The following is a 22,198-nucleotide window of genomic DNA, read 5'->3' on the forward strand; positions in this document are numbered from 1 at the left end:
CGACGTTAGGCCAGCTGCCTGCGCAACTCGTTCACCAGGGTGTCCAGGCTGTTGGTGATGCGGTCCGAGGCGTCGAGCAGCGCGCTCGCCGTGGCCGGGTCACTGAGGGGGTCGGCGGCGAGCACGCGTGCCAGCGACTCCTGCAGCGGGCGCAGCTTCGGTACCGATCGCGGCGGCGTGCCGCCCCGGATCGCGCGCTCGCAGCTGGTGAGGACGGCTGCGGCCGCGACCATGAACCCGTCCAGCTCGTCGATCCGGCCGGCGCGGTGCACGGTGGTGCGCACCGCGTCGACGGTGAGCATGGCGTGGATGAACCGGTGCGAGTGGGCGAGCACCGCCTCGCCCAACTCGACCTGGGCCTCGCCACGCACCGGCTCGGAGCGGGCCCGGTCGACCGAGGCCCGCGCGTTGGTGCGGGCCAGCCGGGACGCCGCCCGGGTGCGCTGGCGCCGCGCGAGGTCCGAGTCCGGATCGGACACCGCAGCGAGGTAGTTGCGGTAGGCGGCGAGCAGGTCCCCGAGCCGGCTGGGCACCAGGTCGCGCTCCCAGGTCGGGCTGAGCAGCATCGCGGCCAGCGCCAGCACACCACCGATCAGGGTGTCCTCGGCACGCAACTGCACCGTGGCATGTGGCGCGATGCCGTCGATCGCCAGCAGCACGACGACCAGCCCGGCGAGCGCGACCGCACTGAGCGCGAGATTCCCCGGCCCGGCCAGCCGCATGCCGAAGAAGAACAGGGCCACCAGCACCACCTGGTACCACTGCCCGCCGGGTATCCAATGCACCAGCGCGGTCGCGAGCAGCAGGCCGACGATCGTCCCCGCAACCCGCATCGAGGAGCGCTGGAAGGTGGAGGCGAAGTCCGGACGCAGCACCACCAGCACGGTGAGCGGCACCCAGTAGCCGCGGTCGACGCCGCCCAGTCGCACCAGCAGGTCCGAGCCGGCGACCAGCAACGCCACCCGCAGGGCGTGCCGCAGCACCGCCGAGCTGGGGGTCAGGTTGGCCCGCAGGATCGCGATCGGCGCACGCAGCCGGCGCACGCCGTAGACGTCCGGCTCCTCCCCGCTGCGGCCCTCGCTCGCACCGGCGCGGGCCGTCTCGACGGCGGCGCGCAGCTGGCCGGCCAGGCTGCGCAGCCGCGCGGCGGCGGCCCGGGCGGTCAGGTCGGCGCCGGCGGCCGCGTCCAGCACCGACAGCTGCGCGTCGATGGCGGTACGCACCGGATCCAGCACCGCGGGGTCCGTGCGGCGGCCGTCCTCCAGCGCTGCGGCCAGTTCGCCCAGCACCCGCGCGGACTCGGTGAGTCCGGTCCGGATCGCGGTCTCCGGTGCGGTGCGGCCGGCGCCGCGCAACCGCTCGGCCTGCCCCGCCAGCACGATCAGCTCGCGGCGGATCCGCTCCGCCTCGTCGAGCAGCACGCGGTAGGCCTCCACGCTCGGGCCGTGATCGTGCCCGAGCCCGTACAGGACCAGGCGGACCCCGGTGACCGTGTCACCGGCCGGCGGCCCGACGTGCGTCCCGGGCGGGCGCTGCGCCACGCCGACGAGCTCGCGGTACAGCCCGGCCAGAGCAAGCCGTTCGGGACGGTGCCGGCCGAGCGGCCACGCGGCGATCGCAAGCAGCACCTGCCCGGCGCCGCCGGCGAGCACGAGCAGTGCCACATGGGGCGCGACGGACGCCGGCTCGGGCCGGTGTCCCAGAACCAGGGCGGCCGCGGTCGCGGCGACGCCGACCTGGGTCGCGGCCGGTCCGCCGGTCAGCAGCAGGCCGGCCCCGAAGCCGAGGACGAGCAGGAGCAGAACGGACGCGGCGTCGCTGCGCGAGCACGCCACCGCGAGGCCGCTGGTGAGCGCGGCCGCGGTCGCGGTGGCGAGCATCCGCAGCAGGCGCAGCCGATACGGCCCCGGGCGGTCGGCGAACGCGGTCTGCAGCGCGCCGATCGTCGACGGCAGCCCGTACGCGACGTTGCCGGCGAGGGCTCCGATCGCGAGCGGCAGCGCGACGCCGATGGCGTTGCGGGCCGAGACGATCGGGTCGGACTGGGTGCGGTCCAGCCGCGCCGCCGTGCGCAGCAACCCGACGAGCGAGCCGCCGCGGGTCGCCATCGCGTGTGTGCCGGTCGGCCCGGTGCCGGTCAGCCCTGTGCGGCGAGCTGGCCGCAGGCGCCGTCGATCTCGCGGCCGCGGGTGTCGCGCACGGTCACCGCGACGCCGCGCGCCTCGAGCCGGCGGACGAACTCCTGCTCGACGCGCTTGGGCGAGGCGTCCCACTGCGACCCGGGCGTCGGGTTGAGCGGGATCAGGTTCACGTGCGCGAGTCGCGGGGCGAGCAGGTCACCGAGCAGGTCGGCGCGCCACGGCTGGTCGTTGACGTCCCTGATCATCGCGTACTCGATCGAGTAGCGGCGTCCCGTGCGCGCCGCGTAGGCATCGGCGGCACCGAGCACCTCGGCCACCTTCCAGCGCGTGTTCACCGGCACCAGGGTGTCGCGCAGCTCGTCGTCCGGCGCGTGCAGCGACACCGCGAGGGTGACGTCGAGGCTCTCCTCGGCCAGCCTGCCGATTGCCGGGACCAGGCCGACGGTCGAGACCGTGATGGAGCGGCGGGACAGCCCGAGCCCCCCAGGGGCCGGATCGATGAGCCGGTGCAGGGCCGCGACCAGCCGGTTGTAGTTCGCGAGCGGCTCGCCCATGCCCATGAACACCACGTTCGAGAGCCGCCCCGGGCCGCCCGCGATCTCGCCGTGCGCCACGGCGCGGGCCGCGGCCACCACCTGGTCGACGATCTCACCGGTGGACAGGTTGCGCTTCAGGCCACCCTGACCGGTCGCGCAGAAGGGGCACGCCATGCCGCAGCCGGCCTGGCTGGACACGCACACCGTGATCCGCTCGGGACGCTTCGCGGTGGCCGGGTAGCGCATCAGCACCGACTCCACGAGCGTGCCGTCGTGCAGCCGCCACAGCGACTTGCGCGTGGTGCCGCTGTCGGTCTCCTGGTGCCGCACCTCTGACAGCAGCGGGGGGAACAGCTCGTCCCGCACCCGGGCGCGCGCGGCAGCGGGCAGGTCGGTCATGGCCTCCGGGTCGTTCTCTAGCCTGGCGAAGTAGTGCCGGCTCAACTGGTCGGCCCGAAAGGCCGGCAGCCCGAGTTCGGTCACCGCCGCGCGGCGACCGGCTGCGTCGAGGTCGGCGAGATGGCGCGGCGGCAGGCCGCGCCTGGGCGCGTCGAAGACGAGTGGGAGGGACGTCATGAGGTGTCCCATTGTCCCAGAAACGGCGGCCCGCTCCGAACGGGCTTCAGCCCGTTGCGCCTTGTTCCTCCTCGGTCATCGCGAACGCGGTGAGCCAGGTCGCATCGATCCGGGCGTACAGCGCGCCGGGCGCCCACTCCTCCGGCGAGCGTCCGTAGACGTCGGTGAAGTGATCGACGACCAGCTGCCGCTCGGCGCCGTCCAGAACCGCCGCCCTGCCGTGGCAGAAGACGCCGAACCCGTCGCGTGGTGTGTACGACGCGCTGATCGCCGGCCGGGCCGCCACGTGTCGTGCCTTGGGCGAGTCAGCCGCGGTGCCCCAGTACCAGTGACCGTGCAGGAAGTGCCCGTCGACGGCCGAGATCCGGGGCTCACCCGCCTTCGTCACGGTGGCGATGTTCAGCACGGCCGGGCACGGGAGCTCGGCCACCAGTCGCTCCGCGCCGAGCCGCCGCTGCGGTTCCATGATCGACTTCAGGTGATCGGATGCCCGCTCGAAGCTGTGGTCGAGCAGCGATTGCAGTGCGTGCAGTTCGTCGGGTGTCTCGTGCATCCCAGCAGCGTGCCAGGCGGTGCCGACAGCGTTCTCAGCCCTCGCCGCTGACGAGCAGATCGACGCGCTGCTGCGGGCGTTCGCGCGCGACGTACGCATCCTCGGACGGCATCCACTGCTGCAGCCAGCGTGCCAGCATCGCCTCGCCGTCCCGCTCCAGCGCCCGGGCCAACCGCACCTCACGCGATGCCTCGACCCACACGGTGAGCGCCCAGGGCGCGTGCACCTCGCGCCGCGTCGACGACACGCCCTCGACGACGACCACCGCGCCGGGAGGCACATCGTGCCATTCAGCACCCTCGTCGCGGTCCCAGTCCCAGCGTTGGTAGTGCGCCGGACGCCCGGCGAGCAGCGGCTGGACCAACTGCGCGTCGAACCGCGCCCAGTCCCACTCGGCGATCCGGGGGCCGGCGAAGTCGTCGATGTGCACGACGGCGGCCTCCGGGACTGCTGCCGCGATCGAGGCCGCCAGGGTCGACTTGCCGGCTCCCCCGCACCCGTCGATCCCGACCCAGCGCGTCTGACCGTCACGCGTCGCGGCGATCCGGGCCACCGCCTCGATCACGCCCTCGGGCGCGGCCCTGGTCACACCGGTGCGAACGCGGACAGCAGCAGGTAGGCGACCGCGGCGCACGGCAGCAGCGAGTCGAGCCGGTCCATGATCCCGCCGTGCCCAGGTAGCACGGTCCCCATGTCCTTGATGCCGAGATCGCGCTTGAGCAGCGACTCACCGAGATCACCCAGCGTCGCGGTCACCACGATGGCCAGGCCGAACAGCAGGCCAGTCCACCACGGCTGGTGGAAGGTGAGCGTGAGGAACAAGATCCCGGACGCCGAGCAGAACAGCACCGAGCCGGCGAACCCCTCCCAGGTCTTCGCCTTGGAGACGATCGGGGCGAGCGGGTGGCGGCCGAAGAACACGCCGGTCGCGTAACCGCCCGTGTCGCTGCAGATCACCGTCGCCACGAACGCGATGATCCGCGCGGCACCGTCGTCGGCGTGTGCGGACAGCACCGCGAATCCGGCCAGGGTGGGCAGGTACAGCAGGATGAACGCAGACGCGCCGACATCGCCCAGGTAGCCGTCGGCACCGTCGCCGAGTCGCCAGATCAGCACGCCGCACAGCGTGATCAGCAGCGCCAGCACCAGCCCGTTCGGCCCGCGCAGCCAGGCGGCCGCAAGCATCGCCACCGAACCGACGGTCAGCGGTGCGAGCGCGGGCCGCAACTGCGCCGCGCCGAACGCGCGGGACAGCTCGTAGCAGCCGTAGACCACGGCCGCACCGACGATGAACGCGAAGCTCGGCCGGTACACGAACAAGCTGGCGACGATCAGCGCGACGAGCCCGACCCCGACGCCGATCGCGGCAGGCAGGTCCCGCCCGGCGCGCGACTTCTTCGGCTCGGCGTCGGTCACGGCCGTCTCCTCGATCAACGGCTCAGACCTCGAGCAGTTCGGCTTCCTTGGCCTTGACGACGTCATCGACCAGCACGGTGTACTTGCCGGTCAGCTTGTCCAGCTCCGCCTCGGCGCGGTGCACGTCGTCTTCGCCGCTCTCACCGTCGCGCACCAGCTTGTCCAGGCTGTCCTTCGCGTGCCGGCGGATCGAGCGGATCGAGACCTTCGCGTCCTCGCCCTTGGTCTTGGCCACCTTCACCAGTTCGCGCCGGCGCTCCTCGGTGAGTTGCGGGAACACCACCCGGATGACGGTGCCGTCGTCCGTCGGGTTCACGCCCAGGTCGCTGTCGCGGATTGCCCGCTCGATCGCGCCGAGCTGCGACGCGTCGTACGGCTTGATGATCGCCATGCGTGCCTCGGGAACGCTCACCGAGGCCATCTGCGGGATCGGCGTGGGCGCGCCGTAGTAGTCGACGACGAGGCGCGCGAACGCCGACGCGTTGGCCCGGCCGGTGCGCAGCCCGCCGAGTTCCTCCCGCGCGACGTGCACCGCCTTCTCCATCTTCTCCTCGGCCTCGAAGAGGGTCTCGTCAATCATGCTCGCTCCACAGCTCGTCGCTCGATGATCACGCGGTCAGGCCGATCCGGTGACCAGGGTGCCGATCTTCTCACCGCGCACGACCCTCGCGATGTTCCCATCGCTGAGCTCGAACACGACGATCGGCATGCCGTTGTCGCGGCACAGGCTGAACGCGGTCGAGTCGGCGACCTTGAGGTCACGGGTGAGGACGTCGTCGTACGTCATCGTGTCGAAGCGCACCGCGTTGGGGTTGGTCCGCGGGTCGTCGTCGTACACGCCGTCGACGCCGCGCTTGCCCATCATCAGCACGTCACAGCCGATCTCGAGCGCCCGCTGGGCCCCCGCGGTGTCGGTCGAGAAGTAGGGCATGCCCACCCCGGCGCCGAAGATGACCACCCGGCCCTTCTCCAAGTGCCGCTCGGCGCGGCGCGGGATGTACGGCTCGGCGACCTGGCCCATCGCGATCGCCGTCTGCACCCGCGTCGGAATGCCTTCCTTCTCCAGGAAGTCCTGCAGCGCCAGGCAGTTCATGACGGTACCCAGCATCGCCATGTAGTCGGCGCGGTCGCGGTCCATGCCGCGCTGGCTCAGCTCGGCGCCGCGGAAGAAGTTGCCACCGCCGACGACGACCGCGACCTGGGTGCCGGCGAGCACGACCTCGGCGATCTGCCGGGCGAGCGAGTGGACCACGTCCGGATCGACGCCCACGCGGCCGCCGCCGAACTCCTCGCCGGACAGCTTGAGCAGCACCCGCTGGTAGGCACCGGACGAGGAAGGGGCCGCCGACCCGGTTCCGGTCATCAGTCAGCGGCCCCTTCCGTCGCGGTGCGGTCTTGTCGAACCTTAGTTGACTGCTACTGGCCGACCTCGAAGTGCGCGAACTTCGTCAGCGTCACGCCGGCCTCGTCGAGCACCGCCTTGACGGTCTTCTTGGCCTCGCGGACCGACTCCTGCTCGAGCAGGACGTTGTCGGCGAAGAACGCGTTGAGCCGCCCCTCGACGATCTTCGGCAGCGCAGCGTCGGGCTTGCCCTCGGCACGCGACTTCTCCTCCAGGACCCGCTTCTCGGTGGCGACGACGTCGGCGGGGACGTCCTCGCGGGTGAGGTAGCGGGCGCGCAGCGCGGCCACCTGCATGGCGGCGCCGCGGGCGGCCTCGGCGTCGTCACCGGTGAACTGCACCAGCACGCCCACCTGCGGTGGCAGGTCGGACGACTTCTTGTGCAGGTAGGTGGCCACCTTGCCGTCGAGCTTGACGGCGCGGCGCAGTTCGAGTTTCTCGCCGATGACGGCCGCGAGCGCGTCGACGCTCTCGGCGACGGTCTTGCCGTCCTTGAGCGTCTCGGCGCGCAGCGTGTCGGCGTCGGTGGCCGACGAGCCGGCGAAGTGCGTCACGATGTCGGCCGCGAGGGTCTGGAACTGCTCGTTCTTGGCCACGAAGTCGGTCTCGGACGCCAGTTCGATCATCGCGCCCTCGGCGGCGGCGACCAGCCCGTTGGACGTGGTGCGCTCGCTACCGCGCTTCTGGGCCTTGGCCTCACCCTTGACTCGCAGCACCTCGATGGCGCGCTCGTAGTCGCCGTCGGCCTCCTCGAGCGCCTTCTTGCACTCCATCATCCCGGCGCCGGTGGCGTCGCGGAGCTTCTTCACATCGGCAGCGGAAAAGTTCGCCATATCTCGTTCTTTCGTCTCGTTCTCGCGGGGGGTCAGGAGGTCGGTGCGGGCGTCTCGGTGTTCGTCGGGCCGCCGGTCTTGAGCAGCTCCTGCTCCCACTCCGGCAGCGGCTCGTCCGCGGCGAGCTGACCGCCACTGGCACCGGCATCCGGCTTCTCGTCCCGGCCGGCGTTGGCCGCGGCGTTCGCGCGGGCCACCAGGCCCTCGGCGACCGCGTCGGCGATCACCCGGGTGAGCAACGCGGCGCTGCGGATCGCGTCGTCATTGCCCGGGATCTTGTAGTCGACCTCGTCCGGGTCGCAGTTCGTGTCCAGGATCGCGATCACCGGGATGCCCAGCTTGTGCGCCTCACCGACCGCGATGTGCTCCTTCTTGGTGTCCACGATCCAGACGGCGCTGGGCACGCGGCTCATCTCGCGGATGCCGCCCAGGGTGCGCTCCAGCTTGTCCTTCTCGCGCTGCAGGATCAGCTGTTCCTTCTTGGTGGCGGTGCCCTCCCAGTCGGCCTGCTCCATCGCCTCGAGCTCCTTGAGCCGCTGCAGGCGCTTGAAGACGGTCTGGAAGTTGGTGAGCATGCCACCGAGCCAGCGCTGGTTCACGTAGGGCATGCCGACGCGGGTGGCCTGTTCGGCGATCGAGCCCTGCGCCTGCTTCTTGGTGCCGATGAACAGCACCGTCCCGCCGTGTGCGACGGTCTCCTTCACGAACTCGAAGGCGCGGTCGATGTAGGACAGCGTCTGGTGCAGGTCGATGATGTAGAGCCCGTTGCGCTCGGTGAGGATGAAGCGCTTCATCTTCGGGTTCCAGCGCCGGGTCTGGTGCCCGAAGTGGACGCCCGATTCGAGCATTTCCTTCATGGTGACGACGGCCATGCCGGTCGTCCTCCTTGCTTTTCGTGCACGCTGACGCAGCGGCCCGCGTGCGGCCTCGGTTGTCGCGGACAGCTCGGGTGAGCGCCCGCCCTGGTGCCCGGTGTCGCGGACGGCTGCCGTCCCGTCGGGACGGACCGAGGCCGACCGCCTACTCCCGTGGGAGCGGGCACGCGAAGTCAGCCCACTCTCGCGGGCTGCGTCGCTCAGTCTAGCCGGTCTGCGGGGACGCCGCGGACCACGCCGGTGCGCCGGCTCGACAGGCCTCGCGCCGCGCCTCGCCTGGCGAACTCAGCCGAGCAGCGCAGCGTCGCGGCGGGCGACCGCGGCGGCCTCGTTGCGGCTGTGCACGCCCAGCTTGGCCAGGATGTTGGACACGTGCACGCTCACGGTCTTCTCACTGATGTACAGCCGCTGGGCGATCTGCCGGTTGGTACGGCCCTCGACGAGCAGCGCGAGCACCTCGCGCTCGCGATCGGTCAGCCCGGTGGTGCCGTGCTCGGCCGATCGGGCCGCGGTCGTGCCGAGCCGGCGGATCTCCGCCAGCAACGGTCCGGCGCCCAGGGCGCGGGCGGTCTCGCGTGCCTGGCTCGCGTGCTCGGCGGCCTCGGTGCTGCGCCCGGCCGCGCGCAGCACCGCCGCCAGCCGGGTGCGGGAGCGTACCTGTTCGACGGTGTCGCCGTAGCCGAACGCCTCGACGGCCTGCTGCCACAGCGCGATGTGCTCGTCGACCTCGGGCGGTTCGACGCCGGCCAGCCAGCGCAGCCGCGCCCACTCGGCCTCCAGCCGCGCCTGCCAGGCGATCGCCTCGATGCCCAGCCGGCGGCCACTGGGCACGCCCTTCTCGGCACTCGTGCGGCCGTCCTCGACCAGAGTCTGGGCGCGCTTGACCAGCGCGGCTCGCTCGGCCTCAGGCGCCGCCGTGACCGCCGCGGCGAAGACCGCGATCCCCAGTGCCGAGAGCCTGATCCTGGCGAGGAACCACGGGTCCTGCCACAACACCGAGAGCAGTTCGACGGCGTCGCCGATCGCCTCCAGCGCGGCGTCCACATCGCCCCGCTGCGCGGCCGACTCGAGGGCCGCCACGGTGGCGTTGAGGGCGACCCGGCTCTCGCGTCCCCACCAGGGACGCAGCTCGCCGGCCAGCGCCATCGCGTCCGGCTCGCCCCGGCCTACGCGGACCAGCAGCTCGATCGACGCATACAGTGCCTCGGCCTGCGGAGTCGGCGACTGGCCACCGACGTCCAGGGTGCGCAGCGCGCCGTCCCAGTCGCCGCGCATGTACTGGATCAGCCCGCCCATGCCGCGCGCCTCGAGCCCGAACGCCGCCCACGGCCGGCCGAGCTCGCTGGCCCGCCGCGCGGTGTGCTCATAGGCCTCTTGAGCCTCGGCGAGCGCGCCCTGCTCGGTGTAGAGCGAGCCGAGGTTGTAGCGGCTGCGCAGCTCGGCCGCGGTCTCGCCCGCCCGCTGCGCCTCGTCGGCCACGGCGCGGAGCCGCTCGGCGGCCTCCTCCGGTTGGTCGGCGCGCCGGGCGAGCAGGGCGAGTGTGGTCTCGGCGTCGGCCGCGGCGCCGGGCACCCCGGCGGCCCGAGCGGTCTCGACGGCCTCGCGGGACCAGCGCTCGGCGTCGACCTCGCGGCCGAACAGGAAGGCGAGCCGGCCGTGCATCGCCGCCAGGTTGGCGCGAAAGGGGGTGGGTGGCTCGGCCGGTACCAGGCGCAGCGCCTCGGCGGTGCCCTGGAACGTCTCCATGTCGACCTCACCCGCCGCGGCTGCGAGCGCGACCGCGTAGAGCACCCGCGCACGTGACTCGTCGGGCGCATCGGCGGGCAGGCCGGCCAGCGTCTCGCGGGCCAGCCGCAGCGCACGGTAGCCGCGGCCGGCGGCGACGCCGGCGTCGACGAGAGCGAGCAGCAGCGCGGCCGGGTCGTCGGGCGGCTCGGGCAGCTGCGCCGACAGTTCGAGTGCGGTCTGCAGGTGCTGCAGCGCCTCGCTCGGCGCGGCGACCGACATGGCGTCCTCGCCCGCGCACACGCTCGCCCGGTAGGCGGTGAGCAGGTCGTGCGAGGCGCGGGCGTGCCGCGCCAGCTCGGCGGTGTGCCGGCCCGGGGCGGCCGCGAACGCCGCCGCGTATCCCGCGTGGATGCGCACCCGCTCGCCCGGCAGCAGGTCGTCGTAGACGGCTTCGGCGAGCAGCGCGTGCCGGAACGTGTAGCCGCGACCGCTCGGGGTCGGTTCCAGGATGTTCGCGTCGACCGCCTCGCGCAGCGCGTACTCCAACGCGGTGGGCGTCAGTTCGATGACCTTGGCGAGCAGGTCGTGCCCGACCCGGCGGCCGCCCACCGCCGCGACCCGGACCACCTCACGCGCGTCCTGCCCCAGCCGGTCGAGCCGCACGAGCAGAACGTCGGCCAACTGCCAGGGCAACTGGCCCATGTCGCCGTACTGGTCGCTGGCGGCGGTCAGTTCCTCGGCGAAGAACGCGTTGCCGTCGGCGCGGCTGACGATGGTGCGGATCTCCGACTCGCGGATGGCACCGCCCCGGGCAGCCCGGACCAACGCCCGCACGTCAGCGACCGGTAGCGGGCCGAGGTGCACCCGATCGACGATGGGCAGCCGGGACCACTGCGCGAGGGTCGGGCGCAGCGGGTGCCGGCGGTGCAGGTCGTCGCTGCGGTAGCTCGCCACGATCGCGATCGGTTCGTCGCGTAGGCGGGTGAACAGGAAGCCCAGCAGATCGCGGGTCGCCTGGTCCGCCCAGTGCACATCCTCGACGAACAGGGCGACGGGCACCTCCGCGGCGAGCAGCGCGAGCGCCCCGAACACCGACTCGAACAGCTCGCCGCGATCGATGCGGTCGCCCGGTGCCACCGGCTCGGTGCCGCGCGGCAGCAGCCGGGCGATCGCGGGGAATGCCGTTCGCAGCCGCTCGGACCGGGACGGATCCTGAGCGGCCAGGCGCGCGAACGCCTCGGTGAACGGCAGGTACGGCGGTGGCGCGTCACCGAGGTCGACGCAGTGGCCGATCAGGGTGAGCACGCCGCGGTCGTGCGCCTTGCGGACCAGTTCGCTCAACAGCCGCGTCTTGCCGACGCCGGCGTCGCCGTCCAGCACGACGACGGCCGGTGCCCCACCCGTGGTGTGCTCGAGTGTGCCGACGAGCGAGGCGAGCTCGGCCTTGCGGCCGACCAGAGTCATCACGGAGCGGGGCACCCAGTCATCTTCGCGCGTTCCTACGACATCCGTCTCAGCCGGTGCGCCCGGAACTCCTGCGGGCGAGCCACGACCGGCGAAGCGTCCGGTGCAGTTCGCGCGCGTGCTGGTTGTCGCTGGTGCGGTGCCGGTAGGCGACCTCGGCGGCGACGACGTCCAGGTTCTGGTTGTCGATCATGGTCCGTCTCCTTGCTTGCTGTGGTGGTGAGGTTGACTGTGCGCGGCTAAGGGGTGCGCGGGCATCGGGATAACTCCCTATTCGCCCGGCCGGCGGCCGCCTTACCGCTCGTGACGGCCGTTCCCGCGGGTGCTACGGCGCTCCCACCACCAGTCGTTGGCGATGGGCGGCAGGTGGCGGTAGTCGCGGGTGAGCACGGCGAGCCGGTAGTCGACCGCGGTGCGGCGCCGCGCCGGATCGGTCTGCGTGTTGCGGTACATGTCGACCTCCTCAGGCCTCGGGGACGACCTCAGCGTGCGGGGCTGAGGTGCGGCGACACATCGGAAGAACTGCCTAGTTCGGTACGGGCGTTACGCCCGCTGACGCTTCCGACCGCTGCGGGCCGACTCCAGCCGGGCTTGTGGATCGACCCGCAGTGGTCGCCAGATCGCGGCTATCCACCCGCAAATCTCCACTCGCAGCGACGCTAGGTCCCGACCTGTGGACAACGCCGCGCCTGTCCACAGGCGCGTGCGGGCTGCCCGTTCGTGTCGCCCGGCGTCGCCAGGGTGGCGAGGTGATCCGCTCGCAGCTTGTCGCCGCAACAATCGCCGCCCCGGTCGCTGCCACGCTGTTGCTGGTGCTGCCCGGCGCGTCGGCAGCCCGACCCGGGGTCCATCGCCACGCGCGCGCGGCCGGCTCGCCGGCAGCGGTCTCCTATGCCCCGCCCGTGGCGCCGCTGCAGGTGGTCCGCGGCTTCGTGCCGCCGAGCACGCAGTGGGGGCCGGGGCATCGCGGGGTCGATCTGGCGACCAGCCCCGGTGAGCCGGTCCGCGCGGCCGGCGCGGGGACGGTGTCCTTCGCCGGCCGGGTCGCCGGGCGTGGCGTGGTGGTGATCGCGCACGCCGGCGGGGTGCGCACCGAGTACGAGCCGGTGACGCCGCTCGTGCGCGCGGGCGCCACGGTCCTCCGCGGCGCGGCCATCGGCCGGGTTCACGGCACGCACGGCGGCTGCGCCCCTGGCCGCTGCCTGCACTGGGGCGCGCGGCGCGGCGACGCGTACTTCGATCCGCTCGGCCTGCTGCGGCCGCTCGGGCCGGTGCGGCTATTACCGTGGGCGGATTCGCCGTGACGGGCGGGCCGTCGTGCGGCGGTGTGCTCAGGCCCGCGGGTGGGCCTGGGTATAGACGGCACGCAGTCGTTCGACGGACACGTGCGTGTAGATCTGGGTGGTGGCCAGGCTGGCATGCCCCAGCAGTTCCTGCACGGTGCGCAGGTCTGCACCACCGTCGAGCAGGTGGGTGGCGGCCGAATGGCGCAGCCCGTGCGGGCCCAGATCCGGCGCGCCGGGTACCGCGGCGATCCGGGCGTGCACCACCGCACGTGCCGCGCGCGGGTCCAGGCGGCCGCCGCGTGCGCCGAGCAGCAGCGCCGGGCCGCTGGACTCGCGCGCCAGCGCCGGTCGGGCACTACGCAGCCAGTCGGCGAGCGCGCGTTCGGCAGCCAGGCCGTACGGGACGGTGCGCTCCTTCGCACCCTTGCCCAGCACGCGCACGACGCGCCGCTCGCGGTCGACGTCGTCGAGGTCCAGACCGACCAGCTCGGACACCCGGATGCCGGTCGCGTACAGCAACTCGACGATCAGCCGGTCGCGGGTGGCGAGCGCGGACGGCTCGTCGGCACCGGCCTGCATCACCGCGGCAGCCTCGTCGACGGCGAGCACCGGCGGCAGGCTGCGGTGGGCCCGCGGACTGGCGAGCAGCTGTGCGGGGTCGTTGTCGATCAGCCCGGCGCGGTGCGCCCAGGCGCTGAACGTGCGCAGCGCCGCGGCGCGCCGGGCCAGCGTGGTGCGCGCCGCCCCGCCGTTGCGCTGGATCGCCAGCCAGCCGCGCAGCATGCCCAGATCCAGGTCGCCGACCCGCCGTCCGCCCAGCTTGGCGAGGTGATCGAGCAGCCCCACCGCATCGCCGACGTACGCCCGCACCGTGTGCCCCGAGCGGTTGCGCTCCAGGCGCAGGTACCGCTCGAACGCGTCGACGGCCGCGCCGAGTTCGCCCGGCAGCGCGGCACGGGTCGCGACGAGATCGACGCGCGCGCGGGTTGCCACGACCTGACCGTGCGCGATCGCGGGCGCATGGTCAAGGCGCCACGCGCGCGAACGCACATCGGCGCACGGCATGATCGGTTCCGTGGCCGCGCGCTGGCTGACCGAGACCGACCTGCCACCCGATGTGTTCGCGGTGGTGATGGCGACCGGGATCGTGTCGGTGGCCGCCGACGATCACCGGTACCCCCGGATCAGCGTGCCGCTCGCCGTGCTGGCCGCCGCCGCGTTCGTCGTACTGGGCATCGGTCTCGTGCTGCGTGTCCTCGCCAGGCCGCACTCGGCAGCCGGAGAGCTCACCGACCCGGACGTTGCGCTGTGCCTGTTCACCTCGGTGGCCGCGTGCACGGTGCTCGGCGTCCGGTTCGACAGCCACGGTGCGGCGGTGTGGCTGCTCGGTTCACTCGCGTTGTTCGGCTGGCTGGTTCTCACGCCGCTCGCGATCCGCGACGTGCTTTCGCGCCCGCGCACCCAGCTGCGCGATCACGCCCATGGGGCCTGGCTGCTGCCCGCCGTCGCCACCGCCGGACTGGCCATCACGGCAGCCGACCTCGCGATCCGTGCGCACGCGTCGGTGCTGCTGGTGATCGCGGCGCTGTTGTGGTTGCTCGCCCTGCTGATCTACCTGGCGGTGACCTGGCTGATCGCCTGGCGCGCGGTCGCCGGACCGATCGCCGCGGACGAGGTGACGCCCGACAGCTGGATCCTGATGGGTGCGCTGGCGATCAGCGCGCTCGCCGGGGCCCACCTGGAGGCCGGGGCGCGCGCGATGCACGTTGCCGGGTACCTGCCCTGGGTCCGACCGCTCACGATCGGCGTGTGGATCCTGGCCGGCCTGTGGATCCCGGTACTGCTGTACGCGGAGATCTGGACCGTGGAGCGGCGGCTCGGCGCGCTCCACTACACCCGGGTGTGGTGGTCGGCGGTGTTCCCGATCGGCATGTACGCGGCGGCGAACAGCGCGCTCGCCGTGCAGTTCCAGTTGCGCTCGCTGCGGACGATCTCGCTGGTGTTCTTCTGGGTCGGCTTCGTCGTCTGGCTGCTGGTTGCGGTCGGCCTGGGGCAGGCGTTCGTCCGGCAGCGCCGCTAGCTGCAGGTCGACGGCCGCGGTGAGCCGACGGACCGGTTGAGCGCGGACTCATCCGGGGCGCCGGCGAGCAGCCACCCGGTAGCCCGCGTCACTGGTCTCGATCAGGCCGGCGAGATCCAGGGTGGGCAGGGCCCGAATCACCTCCAGCGGACTGACCCCGCTGCGCGCGGCGATCTCGTCGGGGCGGGCGAACCGGCGAACGAGCAGTCCTTCGAACACCCGTCGAGCGGTGCTGTCGAGCTGGTCGAGGTCGACCCGCAGGTCACCGGCAGCCAGCTTGGGGTCGTTATCCGGGACCGGTCGAGCCCCCTCGCCGATACCGCCGACGACGCCCAGGACGTCGTCGGAGGTGCTGACGAGGATGGCGGGGGCGACGTCGCGGCCCAGCAAGGTGTGGCAACCGGAGGACATCGGCGAGGTGACCGGGCCCGGGACCGCCATCAGCGGCCGGCCCAGCCCGACACAGTGCTTGGCGGTGTTCATCGCCCCCGAACGCGCCGCGGCCTCGACCACCACCGTGCCGGTCGAGAGCGCGGCGATGAGGCGGTTGCGGGTCAGGAATCGGCGCCGTTGCGGGGCGCAGCCGGGCGGGCTCTCCGAGAGCAGGAGGCCGGACTCGGCCACCCGTTCGAACAGCGCCGCGTTGCCCGGTGGGTACGGTCGGTCCAAGCCGCCCGCCGAAACCAGGACGGTCGGCCCACCCGCGGCCAGCGCGGCTCGGTGCGCAGCCGCGTCGATGCCGTACGCGCCACCGGACACCACCGTCACGTCGCGGGTGGCGAGCCCGTAGCCGAGTTCGGCCGTGACGTGTTCGCCGTACGCGGTCGCCGCGCGGGAGCCGACGATTCCGGCCGACCGCACGCCCAGCGACGCCAGGTCCAGCCCACCCCGGGCCCACAGCGCGAGTGGCGGCATCAGCTCACCGGACTCGCTGTGCGTGCGGTCACCGTCGCGGTAGCGCGCCGCCCTGGCCAGCCCGGTGCGCTCGAGCGCGGCGAAGGCGAAGTGCGGCCAGCGCTCGGACTCGGGCACGACCAGTTCGATGCCGTACCGTTCGGCGGCCTCGAGGTCGGCGATCGGGTCGACGCTGTCCCGGCGAGCCTGTGTCGCCGCGGCCACGTCGCGATCAACGGCACCGTCTCGGATCGCCGCGGCTGCGGCCACCGGCCCGCACCGGCGCACCAGGTCCCACACCGGGATGCAGGCCGGCTCGCTGACCCGGCTCAGATAGGCCCGCGCGATCAGCAGTTGTGGGTCGACGGCGCCCCCAGTGGCTGCGCCGTCCACTGCTGCGCCGTCCACTGCTGCGCCGTCCATTGCTAGGCCGCCCATGACTCTGCCCAGCCGGTGCGGTAGTACAGCGCCTCGGCCAGGTCGCCCGCGGTGGGAGCGAGGTGCCCGGCCAGGTCGGCGACGGTCCAGGACAACCGCAGCACCCGGTCGAACCCGCGCGCGCTGAGTTGGCCGCGCTGCAGGTACCCCTCGGTGGCCCGCAGGACCTGGTGCGGCAGCGCCCACGGCGCGGCCCGCAGCACCGAGCCGGGGATCACGCTGTTGCTGCGCCAGGGCATGCCGCGCCACCGCTCCGCGGCGGCCGCCCGTGCCGTGGCGACCCGGACCGCGACCTGCGCGCTCGACTCGCGAGTGCCCACGTCGGCGAACAGTTCAGCGTGCGCGACCGGGTCGACCTGGACCCGCACATCGATGCGATCGAGCAGCGGGCCGGACAGCCGCTGCTGATAGCGACGCCTGGCCTGGGGCGCGCAGTCGCATTCGTGCGCACGGCTGCCACAAGGGCACGGGTTGGCCGCGAGAACGAGCAGGAACCGGGCCGGATAGGTGACCGCTCCCCCACCGCGGTGCAGCACCACCACCCCGCTCTCCAACGGCTGGCGCAACGCGTCGAGCGCGCGCGGAGAGAACTCCGGCGCCTCGTCCAGGAAGAGCACCCCGTTGTGTGCGAGCGAGATCGCCCCGGGCCGGGCCAGGTGCGAACCACCGCCGACCAGAGCGGCGACGGTCGCCGTGTGGTGCGGTGCCTGCAACGGCGGGCGGCGGACCAGCCTGGCCTGTTCCAGCAGCCGGCCGGCGACCGAGTGCACGGCGGTGACCTCCAGAGCCGCATCACGATCGAGCGCGGGCAACAGGCCCGGCAGCCGCTCGGCAAGCATCGTCTTGCCCGCCCCCGGTGCCCCGACGAAGTACAGATGGTGACTGCCCGCGGCCGCGACCTCCAGGGCGCGCTTGGCCTCGGTCTGGCCCGCGACGTCGGCCAGGTCACCGCCGCCGGGATCGGGATCGTCCGGGTCGGGCTCGGCGGCAGCCAGCGGCGGTGGCTCACCCTCACCGCGCAACCACGCGATCAGCTCGGTGAGGTCTCGGGCCGCGCGGACCTCGACGCCGTCGACGAGAGCCGCCTCCCTGGCGTTGCCCCGCGCCACGATCACGCGCGTGATGCCGCCCCGCTTGGCTGCGAGCACCGACGGCAGCACGCCTCGGATCGCGCGCAGCCGCCCGTTCAGCCCGAGCTCGGCCAGCCACGCCGTCCGGGCGAGCGGAGCGGGAGCGACCTCGCCGGCCGCCGCCAGCAGCGCCATCGCCATCGCCAGGTCGAAGCGCGAGCCGATCTTGTGCACGTCCGCGGGCAGCAGCGCGACGGTCACCTTGTGGTTCGGCCAGGCGACGCCGGAGTTCACCAGGGCGGCCCGCATCCGGTCCCGTGATTCGAGCACCGACTTGTCCGGCAGCCCGGTGAACGAGAGGCCCGGGATGCCCGCGGAGACGTCCGCCTCGATCTCGACGAGCTGCCCGGCCACCCCCGCGAGCGTCACCCCGAACGTGCTGGCCAGCGCCATCAGAACGCCGCCCGCAGGTGCCGCACCGCGGGCCCGCCGGGCGCGAGCCGGACCACCGACACCACGTCGAAGCGCAGCTGCAGGTGGCGCGGCAGGCCGCATTCGCGGTGTTCGTCCAGCCAGCGCAGCGCGAGCCGGTGGATGCGCGCCGCCTTCACCGCATGCACCGCCTCGGCCGGGTCGCCGTACCCGAGGGTGGAGCGGGTCTTCACCTCCACGAAGGCCAGCACCGCGCCCTCCAGCGCGACGATGTCCAGCTCACCGTCCGGGCAGCGCCAGTTGCGGTCCAGGACCGCCAGCCCCGCCTCGCCCAGATATCGCGCCGCGAGATCCTCGCCGTAGCGCCCCACCACGTCCTTGCTCCGCATGCACCGAGCGTGGCGGCAGCCGGCGACGCCGCGGGCCGCGAATCAGCCGGCTGTGGACAAGTGCGCCGATGTGGACGACGCGGACGTCGAAATTCAGCCGCCGAAGCCGGACTTGCCGCCCGGCAGCTCGAGGTCCGGCTTGTCCAGCTCCTCGATGTTGACGTCCTTGAAGGTCAGCACGCGCACGGTCTTGACGAACCGGGCCGGCCGGTACATGTCCCACACCCAGGCGTCGCGCAGGGTGAGCTCGAAGTACACCTCGCCGTCGGCATTGCGCGGCGTCAGCTGGACGTCGTTGGTGAGGTAGAACCGCCGCTCGGTCTCCACGACGTAGCTGAACTGGGCGGCGATGTCCTTGTACTCGCGGTAGAGCTGCAGCTCCATCTCGGTCTCGTAGTTCTCGAGATCCTCGGCACTCATCCGGACACCGTCTCCAGGTTCAACGCGATTTCGCCCGCCACCGTGTCGGCGGATACCTCATTGTCCCCTATCAGCGCCTCGCCGCGCAGCGCGCGGCGGACGTTGACGTAACGGCGTCGGTGCTCGGCGCACGGGCCGTGTTCGCGCAGCGCGTCCGCGTGTGCTGCTGTCACGTAGCCCTTGTGCCGGTCGAACTCGTACTGCGGCCACCGCTCGTGCAACTCGGTCATGATCCGGTCCCGGGTCACCTTGGCCAGGATGGACGCCGCCGCGATGCAGGCCACGGTGGCGTCGCCCTTCCACACCGCGGTGGCCGGCACACCCAGCCCGGACACCGGAAAGCCGTCGGTGAGCGCGTAGTCGGCCGACGGGGTCAGCGTGCACAGCGCCCGGCGCATCCCGGCCAGGTTCGCCACGTGCAGCCCGTACGCGTCGATCTCCGCCGCCGGCACGATGATCACCGAGTAGGCAACCGCCCGCGCGCGAACCTCGTCGAAGAGCCGGTCCCGCGTCGCCGGTGTCAACAGCTTGGAGTCGGTGAGCCCGTCGATCTCGCCGCGGCGACCGCGCGGCAGCACGCAGGCCGCGACCACCAGCGGCCCGGCGCAGGCACCGCGACCGGCCTCGTCCGCACCGGCGACGTGGCTGAACCCCGCTCGCCGCAGCGCCGCCTCGTAGGCGAGCAGCCCGACGTCGCGGCGCACCAGCAGGCGCGGCGGGGTGAACGCGAGCGGGTAGGGAGTACGTCGGGCCATGGCGCTGCCGACGTTACGCGCCCCGGCGCCACCGGCGGCGACGCCTGCGCAGCAGCCAGAGCGGAAGGGTGACCACCGCGGCGCCGCCGACCGGGATCGCGCCGTTCACCGCGAACGCGGCCTGCTTGAACGTCGCCGGCGTGCCCAATGTCCGCCACCGCGACGGCGGCCAGGCGATGATGAAGGCCTTGCCGATGACCTTGCCGATGGGGACGGTGCTCTCTTGCGGGTCACAGGTGGCGCCGGTATTGCTGCCGCTGCCGGAGTCGTCGCAGTGGAACCGGGAGTCGGCCGAGTCGTTGCGGTGATCGCCCATCACCCAGAGCCGGCCCTTGGGCACGGTGACCGGCCCGAACGCGGCGTGCCCGTCCGTACCGTCCTCGAACACGTACGGCTCGTCCAGCTTGCGGAACTGCCCGCCCGGACCCGTCTTGGACACGTAGACGCTGCCGTCGGCGGTGCCCTTGACCGTCTGACCGCCGGTCGCGATGACGCGTTTGACCAGCACCAGGTCATCCGGCGGGACGAAGCCGATCAGCTGTCCGAACCCGCGGACCACCTTGAGCACCGGGTTGCCGGGCACGCTCGGCCTGGGCTCGTCGTCCCAGCCCTGCGGCGCATGGAACACCACGATGTCGCCCGGATGCGGGTCACGCAGGTCGTAGATCGGCTTGTTGACCAGGATGCGGTCGCCGGAACAGCCGGGGCAGCCGTGCAGCGTCTTCTCCATCGACTGCGAGGGGATGTAGAACGGCTGCACGATGAAGGTCTTGACCAGGATCGCGACGACGATCGCGAACAGCGCCAGCGCGGGCAGCTCCCACCACGGGGCCTTCTTGCGCTTGCGCTGCTGCTTGGCAGCTCGGCGGCGTGCGCGCCGGCCGGTCGTCGGCTGCGCGTCATCGCCGACGCGTCCGGCGTGACGGGGCTGGTGCTCGCCGGGCGCGCCTGCGGACGCGTCGGCGGTCGACCCGGCGGGTGATTCGGCGGCCGGCGCGGGCGGCGGCGGTGCGCCGTCGCTGTCCGGGACGCGCGGGTCGGTGCCGTCGTGGAGCGCCAGCTCGTCGGCCAGCCGCTCGTCGAGCGCGGAGTCGGCGGACTCGGGTTCCTCGGGCCGGGCGTCGTCGCTCACGCGGTACAGGCCGGCGCGGGGCAGGTCAGCGCGGGGTGGGTCAACGCGCGGCGGTCTCGCGCTTCTCCTTGATCTTGGCCTTCTTGCCACGCAGGTCGCGCAGGTAGTAGAGCTTGGCGCGCCGCACGTCACCGCGGGTGACGACCTCGATCTTCTCGATGATCGGCGTGTGCACCGGGAAGGTGCGCTCGACCCCGACGCCGTAACTCTCCTTGCGGACCGTGAAGGTCTCCCGGATGCCGCCGCCCTGACGCCGGATCACAGCGCCCTGGAACACCTGCACGCGCGAGCGGTTGCCCTCGACGACTCGGACGTGCACCTTCAGCGTGTCGCCGGGACGGAAGTCGGGCACATCGCTGCGCAGCGACTCGGCGTCCAGGGTGTCGAGGGTGTTCATCAGTAGGTCGCTTCCTCGTAGGTCATCTCGGGCGGTGCGGGCGGCGTTCGACGCCACCGACGGGGCGTGGATTCGCGGCGCGCGACGCGCAGCGGGCAACCCCACGATGATGCCACATCGCCCGCCGCAACCCGAAACCGGCGCCGGTGCGCCGCTCAGCCGAGCAGGTCCGGCCGCCGCTCGGCGGTGCGCTCGCGGGAGCGCTCGGCACGCCAGCGGGCGATCTCGCCGTGGTGCCCGGACAGCAGCACCGGCGGGACGTCCAGCCCGCGCCAGGAAGCGGGCTTGGTGTAGGCAGGCGCCTCGAGCAGCCCGTCCGGACCGGCGGAGAAGGAGTCGTCGACGGCGGACTGCGCGTTGCCGAGGACGCCGGGCAGCAACCGGGACACCGCCTCGGCGATCACCAGGACCGCTACCTCTCCCCCGGCCAGCACGTAGTCGCCGAGGCTGACCTCGTCCACCCGCATCCGTTGCGCCGCGTACTCGGCGACCCGGGCGTCGATACCCTCGTACCGCCCGCACGCGAACAGCAGCCACGGCTCGGCCGCGAACTCCTCGGCCAGCGCCTGGGTGAACGGCCGGCCCGCGGGGCTGGGCACGATCAGCCGTGGCCGGCCCGGGCCGTCCGGCGGCGCGACAGCGTCCAGTGCGCGCCCCCACGGCTCGGGCAGCATCACCATGCCCGGTCCGCCGCCGTACGGGGTGTCGTCGACGGTCCGGTGCACGTCGTCGGTCCACTGCCGCAGGTCGTGCACGGCCACCTCGACCTGGCCGCGCTCGATCGCCTTGCCGAGCAGCGACTGCCGCAGCGGCGCGAGGTAGTCCGGGAAGATGGTGATGACGTCGATCTTCAGCTGACGTGGGCTCATAGTTCGAACAGACCCTCGGGCGGATCGATCACCACGGCCCGGCCGGGGACGTCGACCTCGGGCACCACGGCGGCGACGAACGGGACCAGCCGCTCGGCACCCTCGACGTCCAGCACCAGGTAGGTGGCGCCGCCGGCGTGCAGCACGTCGGTCACCGGGCCGAGTTCGGCGCCCCGGACCGTGCGCGCCTGCAGGCCGATCAGTTCGGTGTCGTAGAACTCGTCGGGATCGTGCAACGGCGGCCGTTCGTCGGCCCCGATGACCAGGCGGACGCCACGCAGCGCCTCGGCGGCGGCCCGGTCGTCGACACCGGCGAAGTGGATCACCGTCTTGCCACCGGACCTGGACATCGACTCAACCGTCAGCGGGCCGGCCTCGGCCGGTTCGGTGCGCAGCACCGAACCGGCCGCGAAACGCTCCTCCGGGACATCGGTCCAGGGCTGCACGAACAGCTCCCCCCGGACGCCGCGGGGCGGCCCGATGCGGCCGACGGTGATGTCCTCGCCCGGCAT

24 protein-coding genes are annotated in these 22,198 nt (G+C 72.8%); 2 read left to right on the top strand and 22 right to left on the bottom strand.

The window, feature by feature from the left end; translation table 11 throughout:
* Positions 1-5: 5 nt before the first annotated feature.
* The 12 genes from M6B22_RS02050 to M6B22_RS02105 all read right to left on the bottom strand — a co-directional run bounded on the left by M6B22_RS02050 (position 6) and on the right by M6B22_RS02105 (position 11,977).
* A complete protein-coding gene (locus tag M6B22_RS02050) occupies positions 6-2,108 on the bottom strand; it encodes an FUSC family protein (protein ID WP_269444108.1) in 2,103 nt (700 codons plus the stop codon).
* Positions 2,109-2,137: 29 nt separating this feature from the next.
* On the bottom strand, positions 2,138-3,265 hold the full coding sequence (rlmN, locus tag M6B22_RS02055; RefSeq protein WP_407935586.1) for a 23S rRNA (adenine(2503)-C(2))-methyltransferase RlmN: 1,128 nt from the start codon (positions 3,263-3,265) through the stop codon (positions 2,138-2,140).
* A gap of 34 nt (positions 3,266-3,299) precedes the next feature.
* Complete coding sequence (locus M6B22_RS02060) at positions 3,300-3,806, bottom strand: pyridoxamine 5'-phosphate oxidase family protein (protein WP_269444110.1); 507 nt, start codon at positions 3,804-3,806, stop codon at positions 3,300-3,302.
* A 34-nt stretch (positions 3,807-3,840) separates the two neighbouring features.
* Positions 3,841-4,395, bottom strand: coding sequence for a uridine kinase family protein (locus M6B22_RS02065; RefSeq protein WP_269444111.1), 555 nt, complete (start codon positions 4,393-4,395; stop codon positions 3,841-3,843).
* Positions 4,392-5,222 carry a phosphatidate cytidylyltransferase gene (locus M6B22_RS02070; protein WP_269444112.1) on the bottom strand — a complete coding sequence of 277 codons (831 nt, stop codon included), beginning with the start codon at positions 5,220-5,222 and terminating at the stop codon, positions 4,392-4,394. The genes M6B22_RS02065 and M6B22_RS02070 overlap by 4 nt, the downstream gene beginning before the upstream one ends.
* A gap of 22 nt (positions 5,223-5,244) precedes the next feature.
* Positions 5,245-5,802 carry a ribosome recycling factor gene (gene frr, locus M6B22_RS02075; protein ID WP_269444113.1) on the bottom strand — a complete coding sequence of 186 codons (558 nt, stop codon included), beginning with the start codon at positions 5,800-5,802 and terminating at the stop codon, positions 5,245-5,247.
* A gap of 36 nt (positions 5,803-5,838) precedes the next feature.
* A complete protein-coding gene (gene pyrH / locus M6B22_RS02080; protein ID WP_269444114.1) occupies positions 5,839-6,585 on the bottom strand; it encodes a UMP kinase in 747 nt (248 codons plus the stop codon).
* Positions 6,586-6,638: 53 nt separating this feature from the next.
* A complete protein-coding gene (gene tsf / locus M6B22_RS02085; RefSeq protein ID WP_269444115.1) occupies positions 6,639-7,457 on the bottom strand; it encodes a translation elongation factor Ts in 819 nt (272 codons plus the stop codon).
* A gap of 32 nt (positions 7,458-7,489) precedes the next feature.
* Complete coding sequence (gene rpsB, locus M6B22_RS02090; RefSeq protein WP_269444116.1) at positions 7,490-8,329, bottom strand: 30S ribosomal protein S2; 840 nt, start codon at positions 8,327-8,329, stop codon at positions 7,490-7,492.
* A gap of 288 nt (positions 8,330-8,617) precedes the next feature.
* The gene (locus M6B22_RS02095; protein ID WP_269444117.1) at positions 8,618-11,539 is read right to left on the bottom strand and encodes a helix-turn-helix transcriptional regulator; all 2,922 of its coding nucleotides are present in this window, start codon (positions 11,537-11,539) and stop codon (positions 8,618-8,620) included.
* Between the two features lie 34 nt (positions 11,540-11,573).
* Positions 11,574-11,717 carry a hypothetical protein gene (locus M6B22_RS02100; protein ID WP_269444118.1) on the bottom strand — a complete coding sequence of 48 codons (144 nt, stop codon included), beginning with the start codon at positions 11,715-11,717 and terminating at the stop codon, positions 11,574-11,576.
* A 101-nt stretch (positions 11,718-11,818) separates the two neighbouring features.
* Positions 11,819-11,977: a hypothetical protein gene (locus tag M6B22_RS02105; RefSeq protein ID WP_269444119.1), complete on the bottom strand. Its 159-nt coding sequence runs from the start codon at positions 11,975-11,977 to the stop codon at positions 11,819-11,821.
* 296 nt (positions 11,978-12,273) lie between these two features.
* Between M6B22_RS02105 and M6B22_RS02110 the strand changes: the two genes are divergently transcribed.
* The gene (locus M6B22_RS02110; RefSeq protein WP_269444120.1) at positions 12,274-12,828 is read left to right on the top strand and encodes a murein hydrolase activator EnvC family protein; all 555 of its coding nucleotides are present in this window, start codon (positions 12,274-12,276) and stop codon (positions 12,826-12,828) included.
* Positions 12,829-12,855: 27 nt separating this feature from the next.
* Here the strand turns inward: M6B22_RS02110 and M6B22_RS02115 are convergent, their stop codons facing one another.
* On the bottom strand, positions 12,856-13,803 hold the full coding sequence (locus M6B22_RS02115; protein WP_331459780.1) for a tyrosine recombinase XerC: 948 nt from the start codon (positions 13,801-13,803) through the stop codon (positions 12,856-12,858).
* Positions 13,804-13,873: 70 nt separating this feature from the next.
* Here M6B22_RS02115 and M6B22_RS02120 point away from each other — a divergent pair, with 70 nt between their 5' ends.
* Entirely contained in the window at positions 13,874-14,890 is a 1,017-nt protein-coding gene (locus tag M6B22_RS02120; RefSeq protein WP_269444122.1) for a tellurite resistance/C4-dicarboxylate transporter family protein, read from the top strand.
* A gap of 48 nt (positions 14,891-14,938) precedes the next feature.
* Here M6B22_RS02120 and dprA read toward each other — a convergent pair whose 3' ends face one another.
* The 9 genes from dprA to rimM form a co-directional block, all read right to left on the bottom strand.
* Positions 14,939-16,207 (bottom strand): DNA-processing protein DprA, encoded by a 1,269-nt coding sequence (dprA, locus tag M6B22_RS02125; protein WP_269444123.1) that lies wholly within the window; start codon positions 16,205-16,207, stop codon positions 14,939-14,941.
* Positions 16,208-16,209: 2 nt separating this feature from the next.
* A complete protein-coding gene (locus tag M6B22_RS02130; protein ID WP_269444124.1) occupies positions 16,210-17,745 on the bottom strand; it encodes a YifB family Mg chelatase-like AAA ATPase in 1,536 nt (511 codons plus the stop codon).
* Positions 17,745-18,113 (bottom strand): YraN family protein, encoded by a 369-nt coding sequence (locus M6B22_RS02135; RefSeq protein ID WP_269444125.1) that lies wholly within the window; start codon positions 18,111-18,113, stop codon positions 17,745-17,747. Before M6B22_RS02135 ends, M6B22_RS02130 begins: the two co-directional genes overlap by 1 nt.
* A 93-nt stretch (positions 18,114-18,206) precedes the next feature.
* On the bottom strand, positions 18,207-18,533 hold the full coding sequence (locus tag M6B22_RS02140; protein WP_269444126.1) for a DUF2469 domain-containing protein: 327 nt from the start codon (positions 18,531-18,533) through the stop codon (positions 18,207-18,209).
* The gene (locus M6B22_RS02145) at positions 18,530-19,288 is read right to left on the bottom strand and encodes a ribonuclease HII (RefSeq protein WP_269444127.1); all 759 of its coding nucleotides are present in this window, start codon (positions 19,286-19,288) and stop codon (positions 18,530-18,532) included. The genes M6B22_RS02140 and M6B22_RS02145 overlap by 4 nt, the downstream gene beginning before the upstream one ends.
* A gap of 13 nt (positions 19,289-19,301) precedes the next feature.
* Entirely contained in the window at positions 19,302-20,420 is a 1,119-nt protein-coding gene (lepB, locus tag M6B22_RS02150) for a signal peptidase I (protein ID WP_269444128.1), read from the bottom strand.
* A gap of 40 nt (positions 20,421-20,460) precedes the next feature.
* A complete protein-coding gene (gene rplS, locus M6B22_RS02155; RefSeq protein ID WP_269444129.1) occupies positions 20,461-20,817 on the bottom strand; it encodes a 50S ribosomal protein L19 in 357 nt (118 codons plus the stop codon).
* A 155-nt stretch (positions 20,818-20,972) separates the two neighbouring features.
* Positions 20,973-21,686 (bottom strand): tRNA (guanosine(37)-N1)-methyltransferase TrmD, encoded by a 714-nt coding sequence (gene trmD / locus M6B22_RS02160; protein ID WP_269444130.1) that lies wholly within the window; start codon positions 21,684-21,686, stop codon positions 20,973-20,975.
* On the bottom strand, positions 21,683-22,198 hold the full coding sequence (rimM, locus tag M6B22_RS02165; protein WP_269444131.1) for a ribosome maturation factor RimM: 516 nt from the start codon (positions 22,196-22,198) through the stop codon (positions 21,683-21,685). The genes trmD and rimM overlap by 4 nt, the downstream gene beginning before the upstream one ends.

This window comes from Jatrophihabitans cynanchi (genome assembly GCF_027247405.1).
GTDB lineage: Bacteria > Actinomycetota > Actinomycetes > Mycobacteriales > Jatrophihabitantaceae > Jatrophihabitans_B > Jatrophihabitans_B cynanchi.

Bases quoted from the DNA above. Each gene is read 5' to 3' on its own strand.
- M6B22_RS02060 (WP_269444110.1), bottom strand. From the start codon at position 3,806: ATGCACGAGACACCCGACGAACTGCACGCACTGCAATCGCTGCTCGAC.
- rplS (WP_269444129.1), bottom strand. From the start codon at position 20,817: ATGAACACCCTCGACACCCTGGACGCCGAGTCGCTGCGCAGCGATGTG.
- M6B22_RS02105 (WP_269444119.1), bottom strand. From the start codon at position 11,977: ATGTACCGCAACACGCAGACCGATCCGGCGCGGCGCCGCACCGCGGTC.
- M6B22_RS02120 (WP_269444122.1), top strand. From the start codon at position 13,874: ATGATCGGTTCCGTGGCCGCGCGCTGGCTGACCGAGACCGACCTGCCA.
- rlmN (WP_407935586.1), bottom strand. From the start codon at position 3,265: ATGGGACACCTCATGACGTCCCTCCCACTCGTCTTCGACGCGCCCAGG.
- M6B22_RS02140 (WP_269444126.1), bottom strand. From the start codon at position 18,533: ATGAGTGCCGAGGATCTCGAGAACTACGAGACCGAGATGGAGCTGCAG.
- rimM (WP_269444131.1), bottom strand. From the start codon at position 22,198: ATGCCGGGCGAGGACATCACCGTCGGCCGCATCGGGCCGCCCCGCGGC.
- dprA (WP_269444123.1), bottom strand. From the start codon at position 16,207: ATGGACGGCGCAGCAGTGGACGGCGCAGCAGTGGACGGCGCAGCCACT.
- M6B22_RS02145 (WP_269444127.1), bottom strand. From the start codon at position 19,288: ATGGCCCGACGTACTCCCTACCCGCTCGCGTTCACCCCGCCGCGCCTG.
- M6B22_RS02050 (WP_269444108.1), bottom strand. From the start codon at position 2,108: ATGGCGACCCGCGGCGGCTCGCTCGTCGGGTTGCTGCGCACGGCGGCG.
- rpsB (WP_269444116.1), bottom strand. From the start codon at position 8,329: ATGGCCGTCGTCACCATGAAGGAAATGCTCGAATCGGGCGTCCACTTC.
- M6B22_RS02135 (WP_269444125.1), bottom strand. From the start codon at position 18,113: ATGCGGAGCAAGGACGTGGTGGGGCGCTACGGCGAGGATCTCGCGGCG.
- trmD (WP_269444130.1), bottom strand. From the start codon at position 21,686: ATGAGCCCACGTCAGCTGAAGATCGACGTCATCACCATCTTCCCGGAC.
- tsf (WP_269444115.1), bottom strand. From the start codon at position 7,457: ATGGCGAACTTTTCCGCTGCCGATGTGAAGAAGCTCCGCGACGCCACC.
- M6B22_RS02130 (WP_269444124.1), bottom strand. From the start codon at position 17,745: ATGGCGCTGGCCAGCACGTTCGGGGTGACGCTCGCGGGGGTGGCCGGG.
- M6B22_RS02100 (WP_269444118.1), bottom strand. From the start codon at position 11,717: ATGATCGACAACCAGAACCTGGACGTCGTCGCCGCCGAGGTCGCCTAC.
- frr (WP_269444113.1), bottom strand. From the start codon at position 5,802: ATGATTGACGAGACCCTCTTCGAGGCCGAGGAGAAGATGGAGAAGGCG.
- pyrH (WP_269444114.1), bottom strand. From the start codon at position 6,585: ATGACCGGAACCGGGTCGGCGGCCCCTTCCTCGTCCGGTGCCTACCAG.